Genomic DNA, 23,700 nt, shown 5'->3' with positions numbered 1-23,700 from the left:
GCCTCCTCACTTGGTCAACACGGTGATGCGGCGCTCCAACCGGCTGAGCAGGGCGTCGATTTCGGCGCGCAGGCCGGCCGGTGAGGTAACGCGGTTGCTGTTTGCGTGGACTTCGCTGAGCTGCTCGAGGTCAGTCGTCAGGTCTTTGAGCAGTGGCATGTCGCCATCGATCAAAGCCTTGGCCATGTCACGGACGGTCTGCTCGACCAACGCCCAGCGGCCGCGGTGCCCTGCGGCGTCAGGGACCTTCTTCAAGGCCGACGCGGCGTCCCGCAACGCAGCCTCGTCGGACTCGGGCCGGCCGACCGGCGAATCGTTGATGATGACAGCGTGCAACTGCCGAGCCACGTCACGGGGCTGGGACGTCGCCCCTAGGCGCAAGAACTGCAGGTTTCGCAGGAAGGCCGGCAACACAGCCTGGTTGGTCCGGGGGGTCAAGACACAGAAGAGGCGCCTGCCGCTGTCCGCGTCCAGGGCGTGCCGCAGGAATCGCTCCGCCTCCATCTGCTGCCATCTGCTCACTTCACCGTCGACGACGAGGCACAGGTGCTTCGCCGGATCGGCGGCCAGCTCCAAGAACTCCGGATCACCGGACAGGGACCGGTCCACCCGGAGACCGAAGGAGCTCAGCTCCTTGATCAGTTCGACGCCGACTTTCGGCTCCGGCCGGGGAAGTGAAACCAGCAAGTCCAGATTGTAGGAACGTCGCTGTGTGCGAGCAGCTGCCACGTAAGCGTCTCGGTTGTCCGCAAGCAGGTCCGTGCGGTCGAACTGCTGCGCCACGACGGCGGCGATCGTCTCGAACACGAACGAAATCTGGTCGGACGACGGCGTGTGTTCCTCCAGCACGGGCAGTTGTTCGCCGAAGCTCCAGTAAGACACGTACGGCACGGTGGTGTGCCTCAGCATCAAGTCTTGCGGCACGCTCTTGGAGAGCCAGTTCCTGAACAGTGGCGAGGTGACCTCGGCGCACCGGTTCTGCCAGTACTCGGCTCGTTCGTACTCCACCCGGTTGTCCAGTCTGGACAAGACCGGGAGTACGAGGTGCGGCGGCCGGTCGTAGGGCATCCGGTCGCGGGCCTGGTTCGCGCGGCCTGCGATGTCGACAACACCGTTGACGCTTTGGTCGTTGGCGGTGAACAACACAACGAGGCGATCCGGCAGGTGCGCCGTGCAGATTCCGCCGATGTCCGAAATGCCGGTCCGGCTGTCGATCAGGACGAAGTCGTAGTTCTCGATCCACTCGGCCCGACAGCACTCCAAGAACTCGGCGAACCCGTCCCGGTACAGGTCTTCCCAGTTGATGTCCTGAACCAGGCGGGTGTAATCGTCGTCTTGCCGACCGGCGGCCAGCAACGACAACTCCCCGCCGGCGAGATCGAGCCGGACGGCGTGGGGACTGGGACGGTCAGCGCCGGCAAGGAAGTCGGCGGCGAGGTCGACAACTCCGCCTTGGGGCATCCCGGGCAACAGAGGACGGAAGTAGTGGTGCAAGCCGGGCGCTTCGAGGTCCCAGTCGATCGTGAGAACTCGGTAGCCCCACCGCGCCAGGACCACCGCCACATTGGCCAGGGTGAAGCTGCGCCCGACCCCGCCTTTGTACGAGTAGAAAGTGGTGACCGACCCGGTCATGACCCGAACCTCGGCAACAGCGGCGGTGGCGGCAGCACGGGATCCGGCCTGGTGATGACCGGCCAGTCGGACTGCCAGGGCGGCACTTGTCTCAGCAGGTCGGCGAGGTCCTGCGCACACTGCCGCACTTTCTGCTGAAAGGCATGCCAGTCACGGGTGTCCTGGTAACCCGGCCCCGGATTGTCCAGCCCCTTGAAATCCCACCATGATCGACGACGTCCCTCTTCTTCGAAGACGAGCGAGTCCGAGTAGCGAACGGGGTAGATCAAGCCCTGCGGGCATTGCGGACTGGCCAAGCCGAGGACCTTTTCCCGCGCCTGCATACTGTTCCACTCGGCCATGCACCACTTCGACGTGAAGTACGGACCAGACAGGACGGCTATCATGATCTTGCTGTGCCGCAAGGCATTCTCCAGCTGCGAAGGCCAGTGAACACCGCGATTCATCCCCTTGTCGATGAAGACATGCGGCTCCGCGCCGATCTCGTCGATCAGAAAATCGATGAGCCAGGGATAGAAGTTGTTCAACAGCCACTTCGCCGCAGTTCCCCGCCGGGGGTAGCTGACGAACAAGTCGTACTTGTAGCCGGACACGCGGACGATGATATGCAGGCCGAACAGTGCGGCACCAGGACAAAAATGTGGCCAATAACCGCGGGAATGTCCAAAAACGGGCTAAAAAGTGGACACGATCGCCGCGCCGGCTGCGAGGACCGCTGCGGCGACCGGGAGGGCCCAGCCCGTGGGGGCCAGGGCTCCCAGGATCGCCACGCCCAAGGCCGCGCCCGTCTGGCGGGATGCGTTCAACGCCCCTCCCGCGGTGCCGGCCAGGTCTGGTGGGGCTGAGCCGACCACTGCGGTCAGCAGTGCTGGGATGGCCAGCGAGACCCCGAATCCCAGTGCGGCCAACGCCACCACCGACAACGCCGGGGCGAACGCTTGAAGCAGCGTGCCCAGCGCCATCAGGAGGAAGCCGGACACTGCTGGGGTGCGGGGGCCGATCCTGGCCACCAAACGGCCGGTGAAGATCGGGTTGAACGCCGTGGGGATCGTCAGCGGGAGGAATGCCAAGCCTGTCGCCGCTGGGGAGTAGCCGCGCGTTTCCTGGAAGTACAGCGACAGTACGAACAACACCCCTGACAGTCCGAAGTTCACGATCGCGCCCGCCAGGAGGTTTCGGGAGACCAAGCCTGGCGGGAGCATTGCGCCTGGGCGGCGCTGGGAGATCACCAGCACCGCCGCTGCCAGCGCCGTCGGCGCCAGGGCCCACCAAGCGTGCTCCACCAGCGCGTATGTCAGTGTCGACAAAGCGACTATTGTCGAGAGCTGGCCAGTAAGGTCCGTGCGGGTCGGGCGAGCCGGGGTGTGTGGGGCAGCTGAAGACAACGCCAGGGCGATCAGGGCCACCGGGACGTTCACCACGAAGATCGCCCGCCAGCCGAACGCCTCCGTCAGGACGCCGCCCAGCAGGGGGCCCGCTACCAGGCCTGTTCCGCTCAATGCCGCCCACACGCCCATCGCCTTCGCGCGTGACGCCGGTGCCGGGTAGGCCGCGGTGATCAGGGACAGCGACGAAGGCACCAACAGCGCTCCGGCGACTCCCAGCAACGCTCGCAAGGCGATCAGCATCGCGGCGGAAACCGACAGCGCCGACAACAGCGACAGCGCCGCGAACGAGAGCAGGCCCGTGAAGAACATCCGGCGGGCGCCGAAGCGGTCGGACCACGCTCCCGCCGTCAGCAGGAACGCCGCGAACGTCAGCGTGTAGCCGTTCGAAATCCATTGCTGCGCCGCCAACGAGGACGACAGCGACGGGAGCGCCACCGTCACGATCGTCGTGTCCAGCATGACCAGGAAGTAGCCCAGGGAAAGGCCGATGAGGAGTCTTGCCACCCCTCAACCCTGGACGCTCCGTGACAACCGCGGAAGCAGGGAGTTACGATGGCCGGTATCGGGAACTCCGATGGGGGACACCATGGAACTGCGCCACCTGCGCACCTTCCGCGTCGTCGCGCGGACGCTCAACTTCACCCACGCCGCGGCCGAGCTGCACTATGCGCAGTCCAGCGTCACCGAACAGATCCAGGCCCTCGAAGCCGAGCTCGGGTCGAAGCTCTTCGAACGCGGTCGACGGCTGCGGCTCACCGCCGCCGGGGAACGGCTGGTCGGGTACGCCGGTCGGGTGCTTTCGCTTGTCGAGGAAGCCAAGGCCGCCGTGGACGAAGAACGCGGTGAACCCGAGGGCGACCTGACCGTCGGCGCGCTCGAAACCCTTTGTGCGCAACGGATGCCCGGGCTCCTCAGCGCCTACCGGGACCGGTGGCCACGCGTGCGGCTCTTCCTCAAGGAAGGTGGACGCGGCGAGCTCTACCAAGCCGTGCGAACGTCCGAAATGGACGTCTGCTTCACCTTTGGGGACGCGCCGGACGATCCCGCGCTCGCCAGCGCGACACTCGGTGACGAGCCGCTGGTTGTCATCGTTCCGCCCGCGCATCCGTTGGCGGGCAAAGAAGAGATCCGGACGAGCGATCTCCGCGGAATCGGCTTCCTGGCCACCCCGCAGGGCTGCGGCTTCCGGGAGATGCTCGACCGGCTCGACGGGCCCGTCGTCGACACCGAGGTCGGCAGCCTCGCCGCGCTCGCGCGTTGTGTGGCCGCCGGGATGGGGTGCGGGATCGTGCCCGCCGTTGTCGACCACCCGGGGGCGGTCGCCGTGCCGCTGGCGGGCGAGACGACGGCCGTCACCATGACCTGGCGGCGGCGCGACGAGCACAAGCCGAGCATCGCCGCGCTGCTCACCTACGCATTGTCCAATATGGACAGCTGCTCGTCCGAAAGCTCCAAAGTGAACGCCGGGGCGATCGACGCGTAGTGCTCCCAGGTGCGCGGGCCGATCAACGGAATCACTCCCTTGTGGAGCAACCACGCCAGCGCCACCTGGTTGCCCGTCGCCCCCAAGGATGACGCCACCTTGGCCACCGCGGCCAGCCGTGCCTCGGAGTCCGGTCCGGCGTACGCGCGCCACACCGGCGTGGATTCGCGATAGGCCGCGTCGTCGTAGATTCCGCGCAGCAAAGCGGAGTACGCCGCGAGGGAAACGTCCGGGTGGGCCGCCAGCCAGTCCAGTAGCTCGCCGCCCGCGATGGACGACGTGTCGCCGCCGGTCGGGCGCAGGTACGAGTGCTGGACCTGCACCGCCACCGGTGGTGACCACCCGTGGGTCAACGCCAGTGTGTGGATCTGCTCCAAGCGCCACGTGCGGACATTGCTCCAGCCCGTATAGCGGACCTTGCCGTCGCGCACCAAAGTGTCCAATGCGGACAGTGTCTCTTCCAGCGGATCACGCCGGAGGTCGACGTGGATGTAGTACAGGTCGATGTGGTCCGTTCCCAAGCGCCGCAGGCTTTCCTCCACCGAACGCCGGATCACCGCGGCGCTCGCACCCTCGTAGGTGCGCTCCCGCGCTTCCCAGTCCGTCGTGCCGTCCGGGCGGGCCGCCGCGCGCGCCGCCGGGAGGTCCGTGGGCTGCGCCGACACCTTCGTCGCCAGGAAGACGCGGTCTCGGCGACCCTTCAAAAGACGGCCGAGGAGAGCTTCACTCTCGCCGCCGGTGAACGAAGGACCCGCCCACCACGAGTAGCAGTTCGCCGTGTCCAGGAAGTCGCCGCCGGCGTCGAGGTAGGCGTCCAGGATCCGCGCCGAGGTCTGCTCGTCGGTCGACGTGCCCATCGTCATGCAGCCCAGCGACACCTGGCTCACCTGCTGACCGGTCCTGCCCAGTTCCACCTTCTTCATACCGAAGACGCTAACCAAAAATCGGTCCGGTACTACAGTCCAATGACGTGGCCGGATCACAGACCAATTGGGACGTCCTGCTGGACCTGAGCGGGCCGGGGCCGAAGCACGACCAGCTCGCCCGCGCCCTGCGCCGGGCGATCCGCGGGCTCGACGACGGCGTCGCCGTGCCGCCCAGCCGCCAGCTCGCCGCCGACCTCGGCTGTTCGCGGTGGGTCGTCACCCAGGCCTACGCCCAGCTCGTCGCCGAGGGCTACCTCGACGGACGCACCGGATCGGCCACCCGCGTGCGCCGCGTCGCGAGCGAACCGCCGCCGAAAGTCCCCTCGAGGAAAGCACCGTCGCCTCGTTACGACCTCGCGCCCGGGCTGCCCGACCTGCGGCACTTCCCGCGGCAGCGGTGGGCGGACGCCGTGCGCGGGGTGCTCACCACCGCGCCGCACGCCGACTTCGGGCTCCCCGACCGGGCCGGTCACCCGCGGCTGCGCACGACCCTCGCCGGGTACTTGCGGCGAGTCCGGGGCGCGGAAACGGACGACGTCGTGATCTGCGGCGGCGTCACCGACGGCGTGACCCGCGTCTGCCGGGCCCTGCACGAGAACGGCGTCACGCGGCTGGCCGTCGAAGATCCCGGCTGGACGCGGTTGCGGCACGCCGCCGCGGCGACCGGGATGGTGATCGACCCGGTGCCGGTCGACGAAGAAGGCATCGATCCCGGACGGATCCCACGCGGGACGCGGGCCGTGCTCGTCACGCCGGCCCACCAGTTCCCCACCGGCACTGTCCTTTCCCCGCGACGGCGTGCCGAGCTCCTCGCCTGGGCGCGGGACGTCGACGGGCTGATCCTCGAGGACGACTACGACGCCGAGTTCCGGTACGACCGGCGGCCGGTCGGCACCGTCCAGGGCATGGATCCGGCGCGGGTCGCACTGCTCGGCTCGGTCAGCAAGACGCTCAGCCCGGCGCTCGGGCTCGGCTGGGTCGCCCTCCCTCCACAGTGGACGATCCAGGGTCACGCGCCGCCTGTGCTCGACCAGCTCGCGCTCGCCGCGTTCGTCGAGAGCGGCGGCTACGACCGGCACCTGCGGGCCGCGCGGCTGCGGTATCGCGCGCGGCGCGACCGGCTCGTCGAGGCGCTCGGGCCCGCGCGGCTTTCCGGTGTCGCGGCCGGGCTGCACCTCGTGCTGCACCTGGAGCGCGACGCCGGCGCGGTGGTGCGCAAGGCCGCGGAAAACGGCGTCAAGGTGGCGGACCTCGACGGCTACCGCGTGGCTCCCGGCGAGCCCGCGCTGGTGCTCGGATACGGCAATCTCGCCGACAACGCTGTCAGTGACGCTGCCCGGTTACTGCGCGAAGCGGCCGGTTGAGGGCTTCTCAAACGCCCATCGAGGTGGAAAGCTGCTGACCGAACCGAGGGCCTGACCAAAGGTCCGCTTCTGACAACGTTGTCATCTCCTGGGAGGTGCGCCCATGTGGTCGCAGAGCAGACGGTTGGCCGCCGCGGTGGCCGCGGGGGTGGTGGTCGTCGGCCTGGCGCCCGCCGTGGCGCAGGCCGCGCCCGCGCCGGTGGATCCGGTGAGCCTGGTCAACCCCTTCGTCGGCACGCAGAACTTCGGCAACACGTTCCCCGGCGCGAGCGCGCCGTTCGGAATGGTGCAGGTCAGCCCGGACACCGGCGGGCAAGGCGGGTACGACTACCTGCAGAACGCGATCTACGGCTTCAGCCAGACGCACCTGTCCGGCGTCGGCTGCGGCGTGATGGGCGAACTGCCGATCATGCCGACCACCGGCGCCGTCGACAACGTTGACAAGGACGCCTACAAGTCCGAGTACAGCCACGACGACGAGCACGCCGAGCCCGGCTACTACCGCGTCGGCCTCAAGAAGTACGGCGTGAACGCCGAGCTGACGGCGACCGCGCGCACCGGTTGGCAGCGCTACACCTTCCCCTCGACCGGCCAGGCGAACGTCCTGTTCAACACCGGTCAGGCCAACCAGTCCGTGAAGGACTCCGAGATCCACGTCGTCGGCGACCGGACGCTCGAAGGGCGGGTCAAGGCCGGCGGCTTCTGCGCCGGGCACGACGAGCACACCGTCTACTTCACCGCGACCTTCGACCGGCCGTTCAGCTCGTACGGCACCTGGCGCGGCTCGACGCGCACCGAAGGCAGCCGTGACGCCGCGGGCACCGGCGGCAACGGCGCCTGGGCGAGCTTCGACGCGTCCACCGACCACGACGTCGTCCTCAAGGTCGGCCTGTCCTACACCGGGCTCGACGGCGCGCGGAAGAACCTGGCGGCAGAGACCAAGGACTTCGACTTCGACGCCACCAAGACCGCGCTGCACCAGCAGTGGGCCGACCGGCTCGGCGCGATCAAGATCGGCGGCGGCACCACCGAGCGGCAGACGGCGTTCTACACCGCGCTCTACCACTCGCAGCTGCACCCGAACCTCGCCGGCGACACGGACGGCGCGTACACCGGCTTCGACGGCAAGGTCCACACGGCGAGTGGTTACACGCCGTACCAGAACTTCTCGCTCTGGGACACCTACCGGCCGCAGAACCAGCTGCTCGAAATGCTGGAACCGCAGGTCGCGCGCGACGTCGCGCTGTCGGTCGTCGCGATCGGACGTGACGGCGGATGGCTGCCGCGCTGGGCGCTGGCCGAGAGCGAAACCAACATCATGACGGGCGACCCGGTGACGCCGTTCCTCGTCGAGGCGTGGTCGAAGGGCCTGCTTGCCGGCCACGAAGAAGAGGCGTACGGGCTGCTCAAGAAGAACGCGACGAGCACGCCGCCCGCCGATTCGCCGTACAACGGGCGTTCCGGCGTCAACTACTACAACGACCGCGGGTACATCCCGAGCGGCCTCGTGCTCGGCAAGGACTGCGCGGCCAAGGGCGGCGACAACGACTGCGAGCACCCGGCGTCCGCGACCATGGAGTACTCGGCGGCCGACGCGGCGCTCGCGCTGATGGCCCGTGGGCTCGGCCACCAGGCCGACGCGCGGATGTTCGCCGACCGCGGCCAGTGGTACAAGAACCTCTGGGACTCGTCGACGCAGCAGTTCCGGCCGCGCACGACCGAGGGCACGTTCCTCACGCCGTACAACCCGGTCGACGCCGACCACCAGTTCCACGAAGGCGGCGCCTACCAGTACCAGTGGCTCGCGCCGCAGGACCCGGCCGGGCTCGTGTCGCTGATGGGCGGCAAGAAGACGACCGAGAAGCGGCTCGACTCCTTCTTCGCCTACGGCAACCTGCTGAAGGACCCGGCGGGCACCGCGCGCAACGACTGGATCTCCAGCCCGTACGACTACTACGGCAAGGCGACGTACAACCCGAACAACGAGCCCGACCTGCTCGCGCCGTACATGTACAACTGGGTCGGCGCGCCGGCGAAGACGGCGACCGTCGTCCGCGCGGCGATGACGCTGTTCACCACCGGCCCCGACGGCATGACCGGCAACGACGACCTCGGCACGATGTCCGCGTGGTACGTCTTCTCGTCGCTCGGGCTGTACCCGACGATGAGCGGCGCGAACTTCCTCGCCGTGTCGAGCCCGCAGTTCGAGTCGGCGACCGTCCGGATCGGACAGTACGGCCGGTCGCAGGGCGGCACGCTGACCGTGAACGCGCCGGGGGCTTCGGACACGAACCGGTACGTCCAGAGCGTGTCGCTGAACGGCCGGGACGTCCGGCAGCCGTCGCTCGACTGGTCGGCTGTCGCGCACGGCGGTGTCCTGAACCACAAGCTCGGGTCGAAGCCCTCTTCGTGGGGGACCGGTTCCGAGCCGCCTTCGGTGAACAACGCCGTCGGTGACCTGCGGCGGCACGTCGACGCGTCGCTGCGGCAGACGTCCGTGGTGATCCCGGCGGGCGCGGCGCAGCAGGTGCACCTCGACCTGGACGTCCTCGCGCAGAACCCGCTCCTGCAGCCGGTGACGATCTCCGCGACCGCGCCGGCCGGGTGGAGGACCAAGGTCCAGCCGGTCGACGTGATCTGGTCGGGACGGCTGCCGGTGCAGAAGACGGTGCCGATCACGGTGACGGTGCCCGCTGGTGCCGCCGCCGGGACGTACCCGGTGCAGGTCAAGGTGTCCGGGCTGGGCGCGAACAGCGTTTCGCGGTCGGCGACGATCGAGGTGCGGACGCCGTCGGCGTGTGTGACCTCGGGGACGCAGTGCGCGGTCGACCTCGGCCGCGACTACAACCACGACGGCACGGCAACGGTTTCGGCGTCGACGGAGGGCAACTTCGACGGCGGCGGCTGGAGCTACGACGCGTCACTGCTCCCAGCGGCCGGCCCGGTGACCTGGGACGGCGTCACGTACGCGGCCCCGGACGCGTCGGGCACGGCGGCGAACTTCGTCGAAGCGCGCGGGCAGTCGCTGCTGCTCCCGGCGGGACAGCACACGGCGCTTCGGCTGGTGGGGTCGTCGCACAACGGACCGGTGACCACAACGCTGACGGCGCACTACACGGACGGCACGAGCACCGACCTGGCCGCAACGTTCGGCGACTGGGCCGGCTCGGGTTCCCCGGTGGTGCTCGACATGCCGCACCGCATCAAGGCGGGCAGCGGCGTCGACGGCCCGCCGGTCCGACTGTTCGGCATCTCGGCCGCTTTGGACGGCGGTAAGACGCTGCAGTCGGTGAGCCTGCCGAACGACCCGCGGGTCGAGATCTACGCGCTCACCCTGGCGTGATGGTTCGGTTCGCCGGGGCGCCGGCGAACCGTTCCACCAGGCCAGGGAAGCCGAAGACGGTGATCCTCGCGATGCCGTGACTGGCCACGTCCGCGACGGCACCGGCTCGATCACCGCGTCGTCGTGCAGGACCTGCTCCAGGGCCGCCAAGTCCGCGTTGACGAACGCGCTCATGTAGCGCTCCGGCAACGCCCGCTGCTCGGGCTCCGTCGGCTCGGTCACGGCCGGGGCGTCGCCGAGGGTGGCGCGGGCGCGCTGCGGGGTGCTCTTCACCGCCGGGAGGAATCGGTCAGGCGCGGACTTCCGGCGCCTGCGGTGGCCGGTCGAGCTTGCGGAACTCGACCCATTGGCGGCTGGCGTCGGCCCAGGTGGTCTGGTGCCGGTCGAAGTACTCCTCGAGCCGCTCGCGGGTCAGCTCGGCCGTCGGGGTCCCGACGAGGTAGTAGTCCATCTCGTCGCGGATGCGGTTGAGGTTGTAGCGGGTCTCCTCCATCAGCACCCAGCGCGAGCGCCAGTTGAAGAACGTCTCGAGCCCGCCGAGCACGGTGACCAGCGCGACCATCGGCAGCGCGATCGACGCCCGGGCCGGGATCTCCTAGATGCCCAGCACCACGGTCGACGCCGCAGTGAGCAGCAGCGCGGCCACCCGCACCGCCGACGCGCGCCGGCGGAACCGGCGCTTCCGGCTGTCGGCCCAGTCCATGTCGGCCGAGACCAGGTCGCGGAACCCCAGGAGCTGGTCGCGCAGCGGGCGGTCCGGTTCCCGCCCGGCGACTTCGAGGAACCCGCGTTCGGAATCGAGAGGGGACGCCATGGCGTCAGGTTGGCGGAGCCGCGGCCGCCGCGGCAAGCCTCAGGCGACGATGCGGGGTTCCGACGCCAGCCGCGAAAGCACGTTCGTGAGCCGACGGGCCGCGACGTCCCACTCCTCCAAAGCGCTGCCCCGGCCCAGCGCCGCCGTGCGCAAGGACCGCCTCAGCTCCGGGTCCGCATACCAGCGGTGCAGCGCGTCGGCCAGCGCGAACGGGTCGTTCGGCTCGACGAGCAGGCCGGGCACCTCGCCGTCGGCGTCGACACCGAGTGCGTCGTAGACCCCGCCGACCTCGGTCGCCAGCACCGGGATGCCCCGGGCCAGCGCCTGCGCGACGAACATCCCCGGGGTCGCCGCGCGGGCCGGGACGACCAGCAGGTCCGCGGCGTTGTACGCGACGCCGAGGTCCACCGAGTCGCCGGCCAGCGTGATGCGGCCACCCAGGCCGAGGCGTTCGATCGACCAGCCGAGCTCGTCGACGAACCCCGGGTCCGCCTCCAGCGACCCGGCGAAAACGCAGGACAGCGCCAGGTGGTCGATCTCGCCGAGGGCCTGGACCAGCAGGTCGTGGCCGTTGCGGCGGGTGACGTCCCCGACGCACAACAGCCGCGACACGCCGTCGGCGCCGGCCGCCAGCGGGGCCGCGTCGGTGCCGGGCTTGGCGACGAACACGCGGCCCGGGTCCAGGTCGTGGCGGTCGATCAGCAGCCGGGCCAGCCACGGGCTGGTCGCGACGACCATGCCGGCCATCCGCAGCGTTTCGCGCTCACACGCGTCCAGCTCGGCGGCGTGCGCCGGGTCGAGGCCGGGCTCGTCGGCGAGGGCCTGGTGCACCAGCACGGCCAGGCGCAGCCGGCGCGCGTGCGGGACGACGATCTCCGGCACGCCCGAAGCGATCGTGCCGTCGAGCAGAACGACCGTCCGGTCCGGCAGGGCGGCCAGGGATCTCGCCAGCCGGCGCCGGGACGTCGCGTCCGGCTCCGGCCAGTCCCCGGCGATCGGCAGCTCCAGCACCGGCTGGCCGACGGCCGGGAGGTTCTGGCACATCCGCTTGTCGTAGGTGTCACTGCCCGGCGGCGCGGCCGGGAGGATGAACACCATCGGGTCGGCGGGCCTCATCGCGCGCGCCCGAACAGGGTGGGAACGGACACGGCTACCTCCAGCGCGGGTCGACGGCGGTGACGGCTCATACGTCACACGCGCCCCGGTGCCGAACGGTTCAGTTCTGCGCGTCGATCATCCAAACACCGTTCACCTGGACCATGGTGAAGGTGTCGTTCTCGGCGTTGCCGCCGTCGTAGACGACGTGCGCCGTGACCCGGCCCGGCCCGGCTTCCTTGACGCTGGTCGCGGTCACCACCTTGTACCGGCCCCAGAAGCTCGTGTACTTCTCGTACGTCTGGCTCCGCGACGCCTTGAACTTCTCGGTGAGCAGCTTCCACGCCTCCGCGGGGTTGCCCGGCAGCAACGCGTAGTAAGCGGACAGCGCGTCCGCGGCGGACTTCGTCTGGGCGACGGACGAGACCGTCGGTGACGTGGTCGGCGGGGCCGACGAAGGGGACGGAGAGGGCGACGGCGTCGCGGACGGGGTCACGGAAGCCGAAGTGGAGAGCACCGGCGAGGCCGGCGGGGCGGCGTTGTCCTGCGGGGGTCTCTGGCGCACGACCAGCAGGATCGCGACGACGACCGCGACGCACAGCAGCGCCGCGCCCGCCCCGACGGCGATCATGCCCTTGCGCGCGCCCGGCGAGACCGCGCTGACCTGACCCTGCCCGGCCGGCACGGTGACCGCGGCCGGCACCGTCGGCATCAGCACGGGGGCCGGCGCGACGTCGGCGTCCGGGACCGTCGTCGCGAGCACCGACTCCCCCGGCTCGGCGTCGTTCAGCAGCGCGCGCAGCTCGCGCTCGACCTCGTCCATCGACGGCCGCCCGGCCGGGTCGGTGGCGAGCATCCGCTCGAGCAGCGGGGTCAGCCGCTCCGCCTTGGCCGGCGGCTCGATCTCGCCGCTGGAGGCCTTGTAGAGCAAGGCGATCGGGTTGTCCGCCGTGCCGTACGGCGGCTGCCCCTCGACGGCGGCGTACAGCGTGGCGCCGAGGGAGAAGACGTCGGAGGCGAAGTCCGCGTCCTCGCCGCGGGCCACCTCCGGCGCGAGGTACGCGGGGGTGCCCGCGATCTCCCCGGTGGCCGTGAGCTTCACGTCACCGATCGCGCGGGAGATGCCGAAGTCGGTGATCTTCGCCGTGCCGTCGTCGGAGACGAGGATGTTGGCCGGCTTCACGTCGCGGTGCACGATCCCGGCGCGGTGCGCGCCGGCCAGCGCCGAGCTGATCTGCGCGCCGATGCGGATCGTGTCGTCGACCGAGACGGGCTCCTCGCCGATCACGACGGCGAAGCTCTTCGACGCCAGGTACTCCATCACCAGCCACGGCCGGTCCTCTTCTTCGAGGACGGCGAACACGGTGATCGCGTGGGAATGCTGCAACCGGGCGGCGATCCGCGCCTCGCGCATCGCGCGGTTCTTCGCTTCTTCGGTGCGGTGCTCGTCGTGGTCGTGCGGCAGCAGGAGTTCCTTGATCGCCACCGTGCGGTCGAGCCGTTCGTCCTGCGCGCGCCACACCGTGCCCATCGCGCCGCCGCCGATCGGCTCGATCAGCCGGTACCGATCGCGGATCCGGCGACTTTCCACGAGCATCCACCATTCTCCGAAGCGGCCGAGATCCGGTCAGCATGCCAGGCTCACGCGCCGACCGGTACCAACGTAACCGAAAACCTTGCGCGGACAGCGCAATCGCGCGCTGTGGCGCTGCCCACCGTGTACCCCGGAAGCTTAACGAACAACCCCGTACGCACGATCAAGCGCGTCCACGATCTCCTTGCGCAGCCCGGCGCCGACGGCGATCGTCGCCGACGAACCCACCGTGTGCTCGCTGCCGTCGCGGTCGACGACGGCCCCGCCGGCCTCGCGCACGAGCAGCACGCCCGCCATGGTGTCCCACGGTTTGTTCGCCAGGATCAGTGCGGCGTCGAGCTTTCCGTCCGCGACCCAGGCGAGGTCGACCGCCGCGCTGCCGTACATCCTGATCTTCTGCGCCCGCGCGCCGAGATCGGACAGCAGCAGGAGCCGCGCGCGGTTCTTCTCGTCGGCGAGCTCGCCGATCGCGAAGTCACCGACGGCGATCATCGCGTCGGACATTTCCGTCGCCGTCGAAGCGGCGATCCGCTTTCCGTTCGCGAAGGCGCCTTCCCCGCGCGAAGCCGTATACGTGACGTCGAGGTACGGCAGCGTGATCGCGGCGACCGTGCTGTGCTCACCGTCCACCAGGGCCAGGGAAATACCGCAGAGCGGAATTCCGCGGGCGAAGTTCGCCGTCCCGTCGATGGGGTCGAGGGCCCACCAGCGCCCGCCGTCGTCGCCGCTGCGGCCGCGCTCCTCGCCGAGGATCCCGATCTCCGGCGTCTCGGCCGCGAGGAACTCGCGCAGCGCGTCCTCGACCGCCATGTCGACGTCGGTCACCAGGTCACGATCGCCTTTGGCGGAAACGGAAAAACTCGGGCGCGACCGGATGATCGCGGTCGCCTTCGCCACGGCTTCGCGCGCGACGTCGAGTAGTGCGGCATGCTCGCTCATGGACTCCAACCTAGTGAAGGGACGTGCGCATGACCGACCTCTTCCCGCTCGCGACCACCGAAGACGAGCGGCGGCGGGGCGCGGCGGTCGCGGTGCTGCCGGTCGGCAGCTTCGAGCAGCACGGCGCACACCTCCCCCTGGTGACCGACACGGTGATCGCGGCGACCCTCGCGAAAGCCGTCGCCGACGCCTACCCCGTCCGCCACCTGCCGCCGCTGCCGATCTCCTGCTCCCAGGAGCACGCCGCGTGGGCCGGCACGGTGAGCGTCTCGGCGCGCACGTTGCACGCGGTGGTCACCGACGTCGCCGCGTCGCTGAAGGCGTCCGGGATCGACCGGCTCGTGCTGGTCAACGGGCACGGCGGCAACTACGTACTGTCCAATGTGGTCCAGGAGGCGGCCGGGTCGATGGCCCTGTTCCCCGGGGTCGCGGACTGGCAGGCGGCGCACACGGCGGCCGGCCTGCGCACGTCGCTGGACGACGACATGCACGCGGGCGAACTGGAGACGTCGATCCTGCTGCACGCGCACCCGCACCTGGTGACCCCCGGCTACGAGACGGCCGACCACGTCACCGATCGGGACCACCTGCTGACGCTGGGCCTGCGGGCGTACACGGAGTCGGGGGTGGTCGGCCGTCCTTCGCTGGCGAGCGCCGCGAAGGGGCACGTCGTGCTGGACACGCTGGTCCAGCGCTTCGCCGGGGTGCTGGCGGCCCTAGGCGCCTGAGAACGCCTGGCCCAGGTGCGGGAGCAGGTGGTCCATCCGCTCGGCCTTCGTCCGGAGGTAGCGCAGGCTCTCCGGGTTCGGCGGAACCAGCAGCGGAACCTGCTCGCTGATCCGGATTCCGTAGCGGGTGAGCTGTTCGACCTTCTGCGGGTTGTTCGACAGCAGCCGCACCGACCGGACCCCCAGGTCCTGCAGGATGCCCGCCGCCGCGTGGTAGTCGCGGGCGTCGACCGGCAGGCCGAGCGCCACGTTCGCGTCCACCGTGTCGAGGCCCTCGTCCTGCAGCCGCATCGCCTTGAGCTTCGCGAGCAGGCCGATCCCGCGGCCCTCGTGGCCCTGGACGTACACCAGCACGCCCGAGCCCTCTTCGACGATCCGCTCGAGCGCCGCCGCCAGCTGGTCGCCGCACTCGCAGTGCGTCGAGCCGAAGACGTCGCCGGTCAGGCACTCGCTGTGCACGCGGGTCAGCGTCCCCAGCTCGGCGATCTCGCCGTAGACCAGGGCGACCTGCTCGGTGCCGGCGCGGTCGAGGTACCCCACCGCGCGGAAGACCCCGTGCCGGGTCGGCAGCCGGGTGTCGACCACCCGCTCGACCACGGGCCGGTGCGGCAGGCCCCCCGCAAGGTCACTGACGTCGCTTGCGGTCATGACTTCAACCCCACTTCCGATTCGATCCCGGTGTCGGCCGCCGTGCGCGGCGCGGGCACGACACCGGTGTGCGGAGCGCGGGTCACGCGGAACCCGGCGACGCTCCGGACGAGCAGGACACCGGCGCCGGGCAGGCTCGCGACGAGCGTGAGCACGCCGTAGACCACGGCGACGGTGACACCTTGGGCGGCGCCCAGACCGGCCGCGCCGAAGAGCAGGGCGCAGACGCCCTCGCGCGGGCCGAAGCCGCCGACGTTGAGCGGGAGACCCATCGCGAGCAGCGCGAGGATCATCAGCGGCACGAGCTGCCCGACCGGCGCGTCGACCCCGGCGACGCGGGCGGCGACGACGAACAGCGCCAGGTGGCCGGCCAGCGTCGCGGCCGACAGGAAGCCCACGCCGGGCCAGGTCTCGCGGGTGAACAGGCCCAGCCGCAGGTCGGCGAGGGTGACGGCGAAGCCGCGGTGGACCTTCGAGCCGCTGTGGATCCAGCGCCCGCCGAACAGCCGGCCGGCGACCAGCGCGGCGACGGTGGCCAGCACGACGACGACCCCGGCGATGGTCACGACCTCGCGGAACGCACCCGGCACGACCTCCGGCGCGGCCAGCACGACGGCGACCGCGGACGCGATCAGCACCAGCTGCCCGGCGGTGCGCTCCAGGACGACGGCGCGCACGCCGCGCGGCACGTCCCCCGAGTCGCGGCCGTGCTGCACCGCGCGGTGGACGTCACCGAGGACCCCTGCGGGCAGCACGCCGTTGAGGAACAGCGCGCGGTAGTAGTCCGCGACGGCGGTGCGCAGCGAAAGCCGCAGGCCGAGCCGGGTGGCGACGATCTGCCAGCGGCCCGCGCTGAACAGCGTCGTCGCGAAGCCGATGCCGAGCGCGGCCAGCACGCCGACGGTGTCGATCCGGCTCAAGCCGTCGAGGAAGGCGCCGCTGCCGAGCTGCCAGACGAGCACCCCGAGGATCGCGAACGCGCCGAGGATGCGCAGCCACGCGAACAAGCGCTTCACGCCGCCACCTCCAGGCTCGGCGGCAGGACCAGCAGGTCGCCGTGGTGGATCACCGCGTGCAGCTCGCCGGCCGCGGCCATTTCCCGCCGTCGCTGCAGGTAGACGTCGGCGGCCGGACGCAGCTCCGGCAGCTGCTCGACGGCGGCGCCGACCCAGCCTTCGAGCCACTGCCGCTGGAGTTCGGCCTGGTCGGGTCCGAGCCGCCACGCGCTCTCGGCGCGGACGACGGTGGCGCCGAGCCGGCCGAACGCGGTCGCGGCGACGTCCACCGCGGTGGGGCCGAGCAGCCGGCGCCCGCCGGTGAGGCGGCGCTGGTGGGCGTTGAACGACGCGCAGACGGTGGGGTCGAGCGGGTCGGCGGGCGAGAGCTCCACCCGGCCGGTGACCGAGAGCATCAGCAGCGCCGCGCAGCCCGCTTCCACGATCGCCGTGGCCAGCGTCGTGACCTCGTCCCTGGTCAGCAGGTCGAGCAGCGCCGACGCGGTGACCAGCGACGTCCCGGCGAGGTCCGCGGCGCGCAGCGCGGTGACGTCCCGCTGCTCGGCGACGACGTCGACCGGGCTGCCGTCGAGCGTGGCCGCCGGCAGGCCGGCGCGGGCGCGGGTCAGCAGCTCGGCGTCCTCGTCGTGCAGGATCCAGCGCTGGGCGCCGGGCAGCCTGGCGGCCAGCCAGCGGCCGAGCGAGCCGGTGCCGCAGCCGAGGTCGCGGATGACGAGCTCGTCTTCCGGGAGGTGCTCGCGCAGCGTGTCGACGAGCTCGGTGGCGCGGGCCGCGGCGTCGGCGGGTTCCCGCAGGTAGAGCCAGTCCGGGGCGAACGCGGTCATGCCGCCGCCTCCTGCCGCTGCAGGATCTCGGCGATCCGGCGGGCGGTGTCGTCCCAGCCGGTCAGGGTCTCGCGGCGCAGCTTCGCCGACGCGCGCAGCCGCGTCCGCAGGGCCGGCTCGGTCAACCAGCGGCGCAGGGCCGCGCCGAGCGCGGCGACGTCGTCACCGGGCACGAGCATGCCGGGCACCGAGCCGTCCGGCGCGACGCCGACGGTGTCCGGCAGCGCGTCGACGTCGGTGGTCAGCACCGGCACGCCGTGGGCGAGGGCTTCGGTGACGACCATGCCGAAGGTCTCGGCGCGCGAAGGCAGCACGAGCAGGTCGGCCGTGTGGTAGGTCGCGGCCAGCGCCGCGCCGGTGCGCGGGCCGGTGAGCGTGAAGCGGGCGCCGAGCCGGTGCTCGCGCAGCCGCTCGACGTACTTGGTCTCGCGGCGGATCCCGCCGACACATTCGCAGGTCCAGCGCAGGTCGGCGACGGTTTCGAGGGCCTGGGCGAGCACCCCCTGGCCCTTGCGCGGGGTCACGTTGGCCACGCAGACCAGGCGGGACACCCCGTCGGTGCCGATGGCCGGCGGGACGGGGTCGACGCCCGGCGGCACGGCGTGGACGCGGTGCGGCGCGAGGCCGTGGTGGCCGATCAGCCGGCGCGCGGCCCACTCGCTGGTCGCCACGACCGAGCCCACGGCCTTGAGCGTCTCGCGCTCGTGGGCGTCGAGCTCGGCGGCGAGCGCGGGCGGCAGGCCGGTCTCGTCGGCCAGCGGCAGGTGCACCAGCACCGAGAGCGACAGCCGGCGCGCCTGCGGGACGATCACCTCGGGGACACCACACGCGACCAGACCGTCGAGCAGCACCGCGGACCCGGTCGGCAGCGCCGAGAGCAGGTGCCCGAGCACCGCGCGGGCCTCGGTGTCCGGCCGCGGCCAGCTGCCGGAGACGGCGATCTCGTGCACGTCGAGGCCGGCTTCGGTCAGCCGGTCGCACATCCGGCGGTCGTAGGTGTTGCCGCCGCTCGGGACGGACGTGTCGTCGACGTCCCCGGGGAGGACCACGTAAAGGCTGTTCACAGCGCACGCTCGTAACTCGCCCAGGCGACGTGCGATTCCTTCAGCGAGACGACGATGCCTTCGAGGCCACGCGCGCCTTCGCCGAGGCGTCCGGCGTGGACGGCGTCGGCGAGGCGGTCGGCGATGACCTTCGCGAGGAACTCGGTCGAGGTGTTGATGCCCTTGAACACCGGCTCGTCGTCGAGGTTGCGGTAGTTCAGGTCGCTCAGCACCGCCCCGAGCTCTTCCGTGGCCTTGCCGATGTCGACGACGATGTTGTCCTCGTCGAGGTCGGTGCGGCGGAAGGTGGCATCCACCACGAAGGTCGCGCCGTGCAGGCGTTGCGCGGGTCCGAAGACTTCTCCGCGGAAGCTGTGGGCGACCATCACGTGGTCACGGACGGTGATGCTGAACACCAAGACCTCCGATGCGTTCGGGTGGACGTGGTCACTGCGGCTGATACATGACACGGAGGCAGAGGGCGGAAAGTTCATTCGCGGCCAACCGGGGTAACACGGACGGAAGATCTTCAAACCCGCACTCGGCGCTGACCAGTGCTTCGAACGCCGGATCGGCGAGCAGCTCCAGGGCGACGCCGAGCCGCTGGGCGTACGTGCGGTCGGGGCGCGCGACCGTCCCGACCTGGCTGCTGCGGATCGTCAGCCGCCGCGAATGGAAATTCTCGCCGAGCGGCACGCTGACCTTCCTGTCGCCGTACCAGGACAGCTCGACGACCTCGCCTTCCGGCGCGAGGAGCTCGAGGGCCTTGGTGAGCCCGGCTTCACTGGCGCTCGCGTGCACCACGAGGTCACAGTCGGTTTCCGCGGCTTCGGGAGTCGAGAAGCCGACGCCGAGGGCTTCGGCGGTCTCGGCTTTCGCCGGGTCGACGTCGATCAGCTGCACCCGCGTGGCCGGGAAGCCGCTGAGGAGTTTCGCGACGCTGCAGCCGACCATGCCGGCGCCGATCACGGCGATGCGGTCGCCGAGCCGCGGCCGCGCGTCCCAGACGGCGTTGACCGCGGTCTCGACGGTGCCGGCGAGGATCGCGCGGCTCGCCGGGACCGCGTCGGGCACCAGCGTCACGGCGCTCGCGGGGACGACGTACGCGGTCTGGTGCGGGTAGAGACAGAACACGGTCTTGCCTTCGAGGTCGTCCGGACCGGCCTCGACAACACCGACGTTGAGGTAGCCGTACTTGACCGGCCCGGGGAAGTCGCCCTCCTGGAACGGCGCGCGCATGACGTCGTGCTGGCTCGCCGGGACCCCACCGCGGAAGACGAGGGTTTCGGTGCCGCGGGAGACGCCGGAGAAGAGCGTGCGGACGCGGACTTCACCGTGTTCCGGCTCACGCAGCGTCACCGGCCGGAGCGCGCCTTCGTCGGGACTTTGAACCCAGAAAGCCTGTTCCACGTGTTCTCCCTTGCAGGCGACCGGAGGCTGTGTCGCCGCCACCCTATGAGCAGCCGTGCCGATTCGCGGAGTTGAAGATGATCAAGAACGGACTTCTCCTACGCTCGGCGGTCCCGGCGTGGGCGCTCGCCGCCGGGGCCGGATTCCTTTCCCCGCTCGCCTGGACGACCGGGGCCGTGTACGGCGTCGCGCTGGTGCTGCTGACGGGCTGGGGCCTGCGGCAGAGCGGCCGCGGCAGGTTCGGGCCGGCGGACTGGATCACGTTCGCCCGGGCGGTCCTCGTCGGCTGCGCGGCCGAGCTCATCGCCGACGGCGGGCACCCGCTCTGGCTTCTGGTCGGCCTGACCGCGGTGGCACTGGCGATGGACGGCTTCGACGGCCAGGTCGCCCGCCGCACGGGCACGGCGTCCGAGTTCGGCGCGCGTTTCGACATGGAGGTCGACGCGTTCCTGATCCTGCTGCTGTGCCTTCAGGTGTCCCGCACGCTGGGGCTGTGGGTGCTGGCGATCGGCCTGATGCGGTACGCGTTCGTCGCGGTGTCGTGGGCGCTGCCGTGGCTGACCGCGCCGCTGTACCCGAGCATGGCCCGCAAGACGGTGGCGGCCGTCCAGGGTGTGGTCCTGGTGGTCGCGGTGTCCGGGCTGCTGCCTTCGGCTCTGGATTTCGCCTTCGTGGCGGCGGCGCTGGCCGCGCTGGTGTGGTCGTTCGGCCGCGACGTCGTGTGGCTGGCCCGGCACCGCGTCCAGGTGCCGGTGCGGTCCACCGCCCCGGCCCGGATCGTCGACATCAGCCGCGCGACGCTGCGGCGGTCGTTCGGCGCCGGAACCGCCCGGCACGGCCACAACCAGGCGGCCTAGCGGCTCAGTCCGCTTCGCGAGCCGCCCTCGCGCGCCGCTTGCCCTCGTGCATCGCCACCACCCGGGCGATCGGGATCGTGTGGCCCTCCGCCACCAGGTCCTCCGGCAGCACGAACGGCTCCGGCATCTCGTCGGTCCACGGGTCGCCGTCGGCGAGGAGGTCCGTCGCCGTGTGGACCGTGAAGTCGGCGGGCTTCACTCCCTCGAGGTCGGCCCAGCGGACCGGGAACGACACCGGGACGCCCGGGCGGTGGCGGGGGCTGTAGACCGACACCACCGTCGCGCCGCCCGCGCGGGTCGAGTCCAGGAACACCTTGCCCTCGCGGCGTTCCTTCACGAACTCCGTCGTCCCGCGGGACGGGTCGATGCGCTCGGCGCGGGCCGTGAGCGCTCGGGTGGCCGCCGCGATGTCCTCCGTCGACTGGCCCGGCGCCAGCGGCACGAACACGTGGAGCCCCTTTGAGCCGCTGGTCTTCACCGCGCCGTCGAGGCCGTCGTTGCGCAACGCCTCCCGCACCAGCTGCGCGGCCGCGATGGCCAGCGAGAACGCGCCGTCCTCGGGCGGGTCGAGGTCGAGGATCAGGTGCGTCGGGCCGTTCTCGGGCTCACCGCGGTACAGCGCCGTGTGGTACTCGATCGCCCGCTGGTTGCCGAACCACACCAGCGTGCGCAGGTCGTTGCACAGCGCGTACGACACGTCCCGCTTGGACGAGTACGACCACATCGTCGTCCGCTCGACCCAGTCCGGGGTGTACTTCGGCAGGTTCTTCTGCATGAACGGCCCCTGCCCGCGCAGCACCCGCAGCACGGTCAGCGGCCGGTCGCGCAGCTCCGGCAGCATCCGGTCGGCGACGGCTTCGAGGTAGTCAAGCAGCTCGCGCTTGGTGACTCCGGCGTCCGCGAAGATTTCCTGGTCGAGGCTGCTCAGCTTGACGCCGTGGCGCTGTTCGTCGCTGCTCATCGGCCCACCTTCGCGTTCCCGCGCGAAGCGGTCAACTCTCAGAAAGGCAGCTGCGAGCGCAGCCGGTCCAGCCAGCGCTCGACGGTGTCCTCCGCGTGGTCCCGGTCGTTGACCTGCCGGGCGGCGTCCGCACTGGCGCGGACGTGCTCGCCGATCGTCGACGCGTACTGCGGCAGCGCGTAGACGTCCTGCCAGTACCCGGCGCGCATCTCGACCGTCGCGACCTCCTGGTAGCCCGCGGTCGCCGCGGCGAAGTCGAAGCCGTAGCGCTTGCCGACCGGGTCCGGGCCGTTCGCGGTCACGACGATGACCGTCGGCCGCGCCTGCATGACCACCTGGGTCGGGTCGGCGCCGCGGGCGATCGCGGCGTCGTTGAGGCCGATGTAGTCGATCGACCGCCAGCCGCTGTAGTACGGGATCGCGCCGGCGTCGGTGACGGCGAGGCTGCGGGCCGGCGCCGGGACGTCGGCCTCGGCCAGCCCCTTGCCGATCGCGATGTGCGCGCGCTGCAGGTCGGGCCCGTAGTTGGCGATCACGCCGAGGTCGGGCGCGGTCGCGCCGGCGACGGCCGACCAGCCGACGGCCACCAGCCCGAGCAGCGCGGCGACGACACGCGGCGCCAGTGTCCCGGCGGCGAGCCCGGCGCCCAGGCAGAGAACGGGGATCGCGTGGTCGGCAAAACGGTCGAGGTAGTCCATGGTCGGACCGGAAACGGCATAGGTGACGTACGTGACCGCGACGGTCACCACCAGAAGCACGCCCATCCCCCGCGTCGCCTTGCGGAACACCAGCGAGAGCGTCAGCAGCAGGAGCGGGAGCAGCAGCAGCGTCGTGTGCTTCGTCCACACCCAGCCGGAGTCGAGGTTGCCGAACTTGACGTAGAAGGTGTTCGGCAGCAGCTGTCCGTAGTACTGCCAGCGCCAGACGAAGTACCCGGCGCCGACGACGACCGCCGCGCCGCTCCACCACCAGCGCGCCGGCCCCCGCGTGCGCGAGAACCAGAGCAGGAACACCGGCAACGCGGCCAGCACGCCTTCCGGCCGGAGCATGCCGAGCAGGAGCAGCAGCACCGGCGGCTCCCAGACGCGCACCCGCTCGTCGTTCAGCACGCGCAGCCCGAGCACGACGACCCGCAGCAGCACCGCGGCGAACGCGGCCGTCTCCAGGCCCGCGGTGATGTGGAAGTAGGTCGGCAGGAACACGACGTACGCGCCCGCGCCGACCAGGACGCCGGTGAGCCCGGCGCGCTTGTGGCCCTCGCGGATCAGCAGGTACAGCGTCCCCAGCCCGAGCAGCAGCGACGTCACCTTGGTGAACAGCGGCAGCGCGACACCCAGCACCGCGCCGAGGCCGGACCAGACCACCCAGGCGAAGTTGGTGAAGCCTTCGACGCGCGGCCCGTCGACGTTCCACACCGGCCCGTGGCCGTCGGCGAGGTTCGCCGAGTAGCGGAAGCTGATGAACGCGTCGTCGATCGTGAAGAACCAGGCCGCCCAGGCGCCGACGAGGAACACGGCGAGCAGCACCACCGACACGACGACCAGCGGCGCGCGGCGGGCGGAACGGACCGGGGCGGGCTGGCCGGACTCGACGTCCGCCTGGATCGCCGTCATGGAATCCCCTCGGGTGGCTGTG

At 70.9% G+C, this 23,700-nt stretch carries 22 protein-coding genes; 5 read left to right on the top strand and 17 right to left on the bottom strand.

The window, feature by feature from the left end; all coding sequences use genetic code 11:
* Positions 1–6: 6 nt before the first annotated feature.
* The 3 genes from ACZ63J_RS25980 to ACZ63J_RS25970 form a co-directional block, all read right to left on the bottom strand.
* The gene (locus ACZ63J_RS25980) at positions 7–1,632 is read right to left on the bottom strand and encodes a tyrosine-protein kinase family protein (protein WP_465400168.1); all 1,626 of its coding nucleotides are present in this window, start codon (positions 1,630–1,632) and stop codon (positions 7–9) included.
* Entirely contained in the window at positions 1,629–2,225 is a 597-nt protein-coding gene (locus tag ACZ63J_RS25975; RefSeq protein WP_465400169.1) for a toll/interleukin-1 receptor domain-containing protein, read from the bottom strand. Before ACZ63J_RS25975 ends, ACZ63J_RS25980 begins: the two co-directional genes overlap by 4 nt.
* A gap of 81 nt (positions 2,226–2,306) precedes the next feature.
* Positions 2,307–3,524 (bottom strand): MFS transporter, encoded by a 1,218-nt coding sequence (locus ACZ63J_RS25970; protein WP_465400170.1) that lies wholly within the window; start codon positions 3,522–3,524, stop codon positions 2,307–2,309.
* 70 nt (positions 3,525–3,594) lie between these two features.
* Here ACZ63J_RS25970 and ACZ63J_RS25965 point away from each other — a divergent pair, with 70 nt between their 5' ends.
* Positions 3,595–4,503, top strand: coding sequence for a LysR family transcriptional regulator (locus tag ACZ63J_RS25965; protein WP_465400171.1), 909 nt, complete (start codon positions 3,595–3,597; stop codon positions 4,501–4,503).
* Here the strand turns inward: ACZ63J_RS25965 and ACZ63J_RS25960 are convergent.
* Entirely contained in the window at positions 4,431–5,426 is a 996-nt protein-coding gene (locus tag ACZ63J_RS25960) for an aldo/keto reductase (protein WP_465400172.1), read from the bottom strand. The two genes, ACZ63J_RS25965 and ACZ63J_RS25960, sit on opposite strands and share 73 nt — an antisense overlap.
* 47 nt (positions 5,427–5,473) lie before the next feature.
* Between ACZ63J_RS25960 and pdxR the strand changes: the two genes are divergently transcribed.
* Positions 5,474–6,793, top strand: a complete 1,320-nt coding sequence (gene pdxR, locus ACZ63J_RS25955; RefSeq protein WP_465400173.1) for a MocR-like pyridoxine biosynthesis transcription factor PdxR — start codon at positions 5,474–5,476, stop codon at positions 6,791–6,793.
* A 103-nt stretch (positions 6,794–6,896) separates the two neighbouring features.
* Positions 6,897–10,136: a GH92 family glycosyl hydrolase gene (locus ACZ63J_RS25950; protein WP_465400174.1), complete on the top strand. Its 3,240-nt coding sequence runs from the start codon at positions 6,897–6,899 to the stop codon at positions 10,134–10,136.
* Between the two features lie 289 nt (positions 10,137–10,425).
* Here ACZ63J_RS25950 and ACZ63J_RS25945 read toward each other — a convergent pair whose 3' ends face one another.
* The 5 genes from ACZ63J_RS25945 to ACZ63J_RS25925 form a co-directional block, all read right to left on the bottom strand.
* Entirely contained in the window at positions 10,426–10,710 is a 285-nt protein-coding gene (locus tag ACZ63J_RS25945; RefSeq protein WP_465439639.1) for an SLATT domain-containing protein, read from the bottom strand.
* 21 nt (positions 10,711–10,731) lie between these two features.
* Complete coding sequence (locus ACZ63J_RS25940) at positions 10,732–10,950, bottom strand: hypothetical protein (protein WP_465400175.1); 219 nt, start codon at positions 10,948–10,950, stop codon at positions 10,732–10,734.
* Between the two features lie 39 nt (positions 10,951–10,989).
* Positions 10,990–12,048, bottom strand: coding sequence for a glycosyltransferase (locus tag ACZ63J_RS25935; RefSeq protein WP_465400346.1), 1,059 nt, complete (start codon positions 12,046–12,048; stop codon positions 10,990–10,992).
* Between the two features lie 118 nt (positions 12,049–12,166).
* Positions 12,167–13,642, bottom strand: a complete 1,476-nt coding sequence (locus ACZ63J_RS25930) for a serine/threonine-protein kinase (protein WP_465400176.1) — start codon at positions 13,640–13,642, stop codon at positions 12,167–12,169.
* Positions 13,643–13,777: 135 nt separating this feature from the next.
* Complete coding sequence (locus tag ACZ63J_RS25925; RefSeq protein ID WP_465341347.1) at positions 13,778–14,578, bottom strand: inositol monophosphatase family protein; 801 nt, start codon at positions 14,576–14,578, stop codon at positions 13,778–13,780.
* Positions 14,579–14,607: 29 nt separating this feature from the next.
* On the opposite strand from ACZ63J_RS25925, the gene ACZ63J_RS25920 reads away from it, so the two are divergent.
* Positions 14,608–15,306: a creatininase family protein gene (locus ACZ63J_RS25920; protein ID WP_465400177.1), complete on the top strand. Its 699-nt coding sequence runs from the start codon at positions 14,608–14,610 to the stop codon at positions 15,304–15,306.
* Here ACZ63J_RS25920 and ribA read toward each other — a convergent pair.
* From ribA to ACZ63J_RS25890, 6 genes are read right to left on the bottom strand one after another with little or no spacing between them, the layout of a single operon-like run.
* Positions 15,295–15,954, bottom strand: coding sequence for a GTP cyclohydrolase II (gene ribA, locus ACZ63J_RS25915; protein WP_465400178.1), 660 nt, complete (start codon positions 15,952–15,954; stop codon positions 15,295–15,297). The two genes, ACZ63J_RS25920 and ribA, sit on opposite strands and share 12 nt — an antisense overlap.
* Positions 15,951–16,970 carry a lysylphosphatidylglycerol synthase transmembrane domain-containing protein gene (locus ACZ63J_RS25910; RefSeq protein WP_465400179.1) on the bottom strand — a complete coding sequence of 340 codons (1,020 nt, stop codon included), beginning with the start codon at positions 16,968–16,970 and terminating at the stop codon, positions 15,951–15,953. Before ACZ63J_RS25910 ends, ribA begins: the two co-directional genes overlap by 4 nt.
* Positions 16,967–17,794 (bottom strand): methyltransferase domain-containing protein, encoded by an 828-nt coding sequence (locus ACZ63J_RS25905; protein WP_465400180.1) that lies wholly within the window; start codon positions 17,792–17,794, stop codon positions 16,967–16,969. The genes ACZ63J_RS25910 and ACZ63J_RS25905 overlap by 4 nt, the downstream gene beginning before the upstream one ends.
* Positions 17,791–18,858, bottom strand: coding sequence for a glycosyltransferase family 4 protein (locus tag ACZ63J_RS25900; RefSeq protein ID WP_465400181.1), 1,068 nt, complete (start codon positions 18,856–18,858; stop codon positions 17,791–17,793). Before ACZ63J_RS25900 ends, ACZ63J_RS25905 begins: the two co-directional genes overlap by 4 nt.
* The gene (locus ACZ63J_RS25895) at positions 18,855–19,253 is read right to left on the bottom strand and encodes a 6-pyruvoyl trahydropterin synthase family protein (RefSeq protein ID WP_465400182.1); all 399 of its coding nucleotides are present in this window, start codon (positions 19,251–19,253) and stop codon (positions 18,855–18,857) included. Before ACZ63J_RS25895 ends, ACZ63J_RS25900 begins: the two co-directional genes overlap by 4 nt.
* A 31-nt stretch (positions 19,254–19,284) precedes the next feature.
* On the bottom strand, positions 19,285–20,247 hold the full coding sequence (locus tag ACZ63J_RS25890; RefSeq protein ID WP_465400183.1) for a zinc-dependent alcohol dehydrogenase: 963 nt from the start codon (positions 20,245–20,247) through the stop codon (positions 19,285–19,287).
* A 77-nt stretch (positions 20,248–20,324) separates the two neighbouring features.
* Here ACZ63J_RS25890 and ACZ63J_RS25885 point away from each other — a divergent pair, with 77 nt between their 5' ends.
* Positions 20,325–21,104 carry a CDP-alcohol phosphatidyltransferase family protein gene (locus ACZ63J_RS25885; RefSeq protein WP_465400184.1) on the top strand — a complete coding sequence of 260 codons (780 nt, stop codon included), beginning with the start codon at positions 20,325–20,327 and terminating at the stop codon, positions 21,102–21,104.
* Between the two features lie 4 nt (positions 21,105–21,108).
* Here the strand turns inward: ACZ63J_RS25885 and ligD are convergent, their stop codons facing one another.
* Together ligD and ACZ63J_RS25875 are read right to left on the bottom strand one after the other, a co-directional pair.
* Positions 21,109–22,065 (bottom strand): non-homologous end-joining DNA ligase, encoded by a 957-nt coding sequence (gene ligD / locus ACZ63J_RS25880; RefSeq protein ID WP_465400185.1) that lies wholly within the window; start codon positions 22,063–22,065, stop codon positions 21,109–21,111.
* Between the two features lie 38 nt (positions 22,066–22,103).
* A complete protein-coding gene (locus ACZ63J_RS25875) occupies positions 22,104–23,678 on the bottom strand; it encodes a hypothetical protein (protein WP_465400186.1) in 1,575 nt (524 codons plus the stop codon).
* Between the last annotated feature and the right edge of the window lie 22 nt (positions 23,679–23,700).

Source organism: Amycolatopsis sp. NPDC104863 (assembly GCF_055582965.1).
This window is presented reverse-complemented; position numbering and strand designations above follow the sequence as displayed.

What these genes read in the sequence shown, in the direction of transcription:
- ACZ63J_RS25960 (WP_465400172.1), bottom strand. Translation starts at nt 5,426, where the DNA reads ATGAAGAAGGTGGAACTGGGCAGGACCGGTCAGCAGGTGAGCCAGGTG.
- ACZ63J_RS25925 (WP_465341347.1), bottom strand. Translation starts at nt 14,578, where the DNA reads ATGAGCGAGCATGCCGCACTACTCGACGTCGCGCGCGAAGCCGTGGCG.
- ACZ63J_RS25950 (WP_465400174.1), top strand. Translation starts at nt 6,897, where the DNA reads ATGTGGTCGCAGAGCAGACGGTTGGCCGCCGCGGTGGCCGCGGGGGTG.
- ACZ63J_RS25920 (WP_465400177.1), top strand. Translation starts at nt 14,608, where the DNA reads ATGACCGACCTCTTCCCGCTCGCGACCACCGAAGACGAGCGGCGGCGG.
- ACZ63J_RS25875 (WP_465400186.1), bottom strand. Translation starts at nt 23,678, where the DNA reads ATGACGGCGATCCAGGCGGACGTCGAGTCCGGCCAGCCCGCCCCGGTC.
- ACZ63J_RS25885 (WP_465400184.1), top strand. Translation starts at nt 20,325, where the DNA reads ATGATCAAGAACGGACTTCTCCTACGCTCGGCGGTCCCGGCGTGGGCG.
- ribA (WP_465400178.1), bottom strand. Translation starts at nt 15,954, where the DNA reads ATGACCGCAAGCGACGTCAGTGACCTTGCGGGGGGCCTGCCGCACCGG.
- ligD (WP_465400185.1), bottom strand. Translation starts at nt 22,065, where the DNA reads ATGAGCAGCGACGAACAGCGCCACGGCGTCAAGCTGAGCAGCCTCGAC.
- ACZ63J_RS25965 (WP_465400171.1), top strand. Translation starts at nt 3,595, where the DNA reads ATGGGGGACACCATGGAACTGCGCCACCTGCGCACCTTCCGCGTCGTC.
- ACZ63J_RS25905 (WP_465400180.1), bottom strand. Translation starts at nt 17,794, where the DNA reads ATGACCGCGTTCGCCCCGGACTGGCTCTACCTGCGGGAACCCGCCGAC.
- ACZ63J_RS25930 (WP_465400176.1), bottom strand. Translation starts at nt 13,642, where the DNA reads ATGCTCGTGGAAAGTCGCCGGATCCGCGATCGGTACCGGCTGATCGAG.
- ACZ63J_RS25980 (WP_465400168.1), bottom strand. Translation starts at nt 1,632, where the DNA reads ATGACCGGGTCGGTCACCACTTTCTACTCGTACAAAGGCGGGGTCGGG.
- ACZ63J_RS25935 (WP_465400346.1), bottom strand. Translation starts at nt 12,048, where the DNA reads ATGGTGTTCATCCTCCCGGCCGCGCCGCCGGGCAGTGACACCTACGAC.
- ACZ63J_RS25940 (WP_465400175.1), bottom strand. Translation starts at nt 10,950, where the DNA reads ATGGCGTCCCCTCTCGATTCCGAACGCGGGTTCCTCGAAGTCGCCGGG.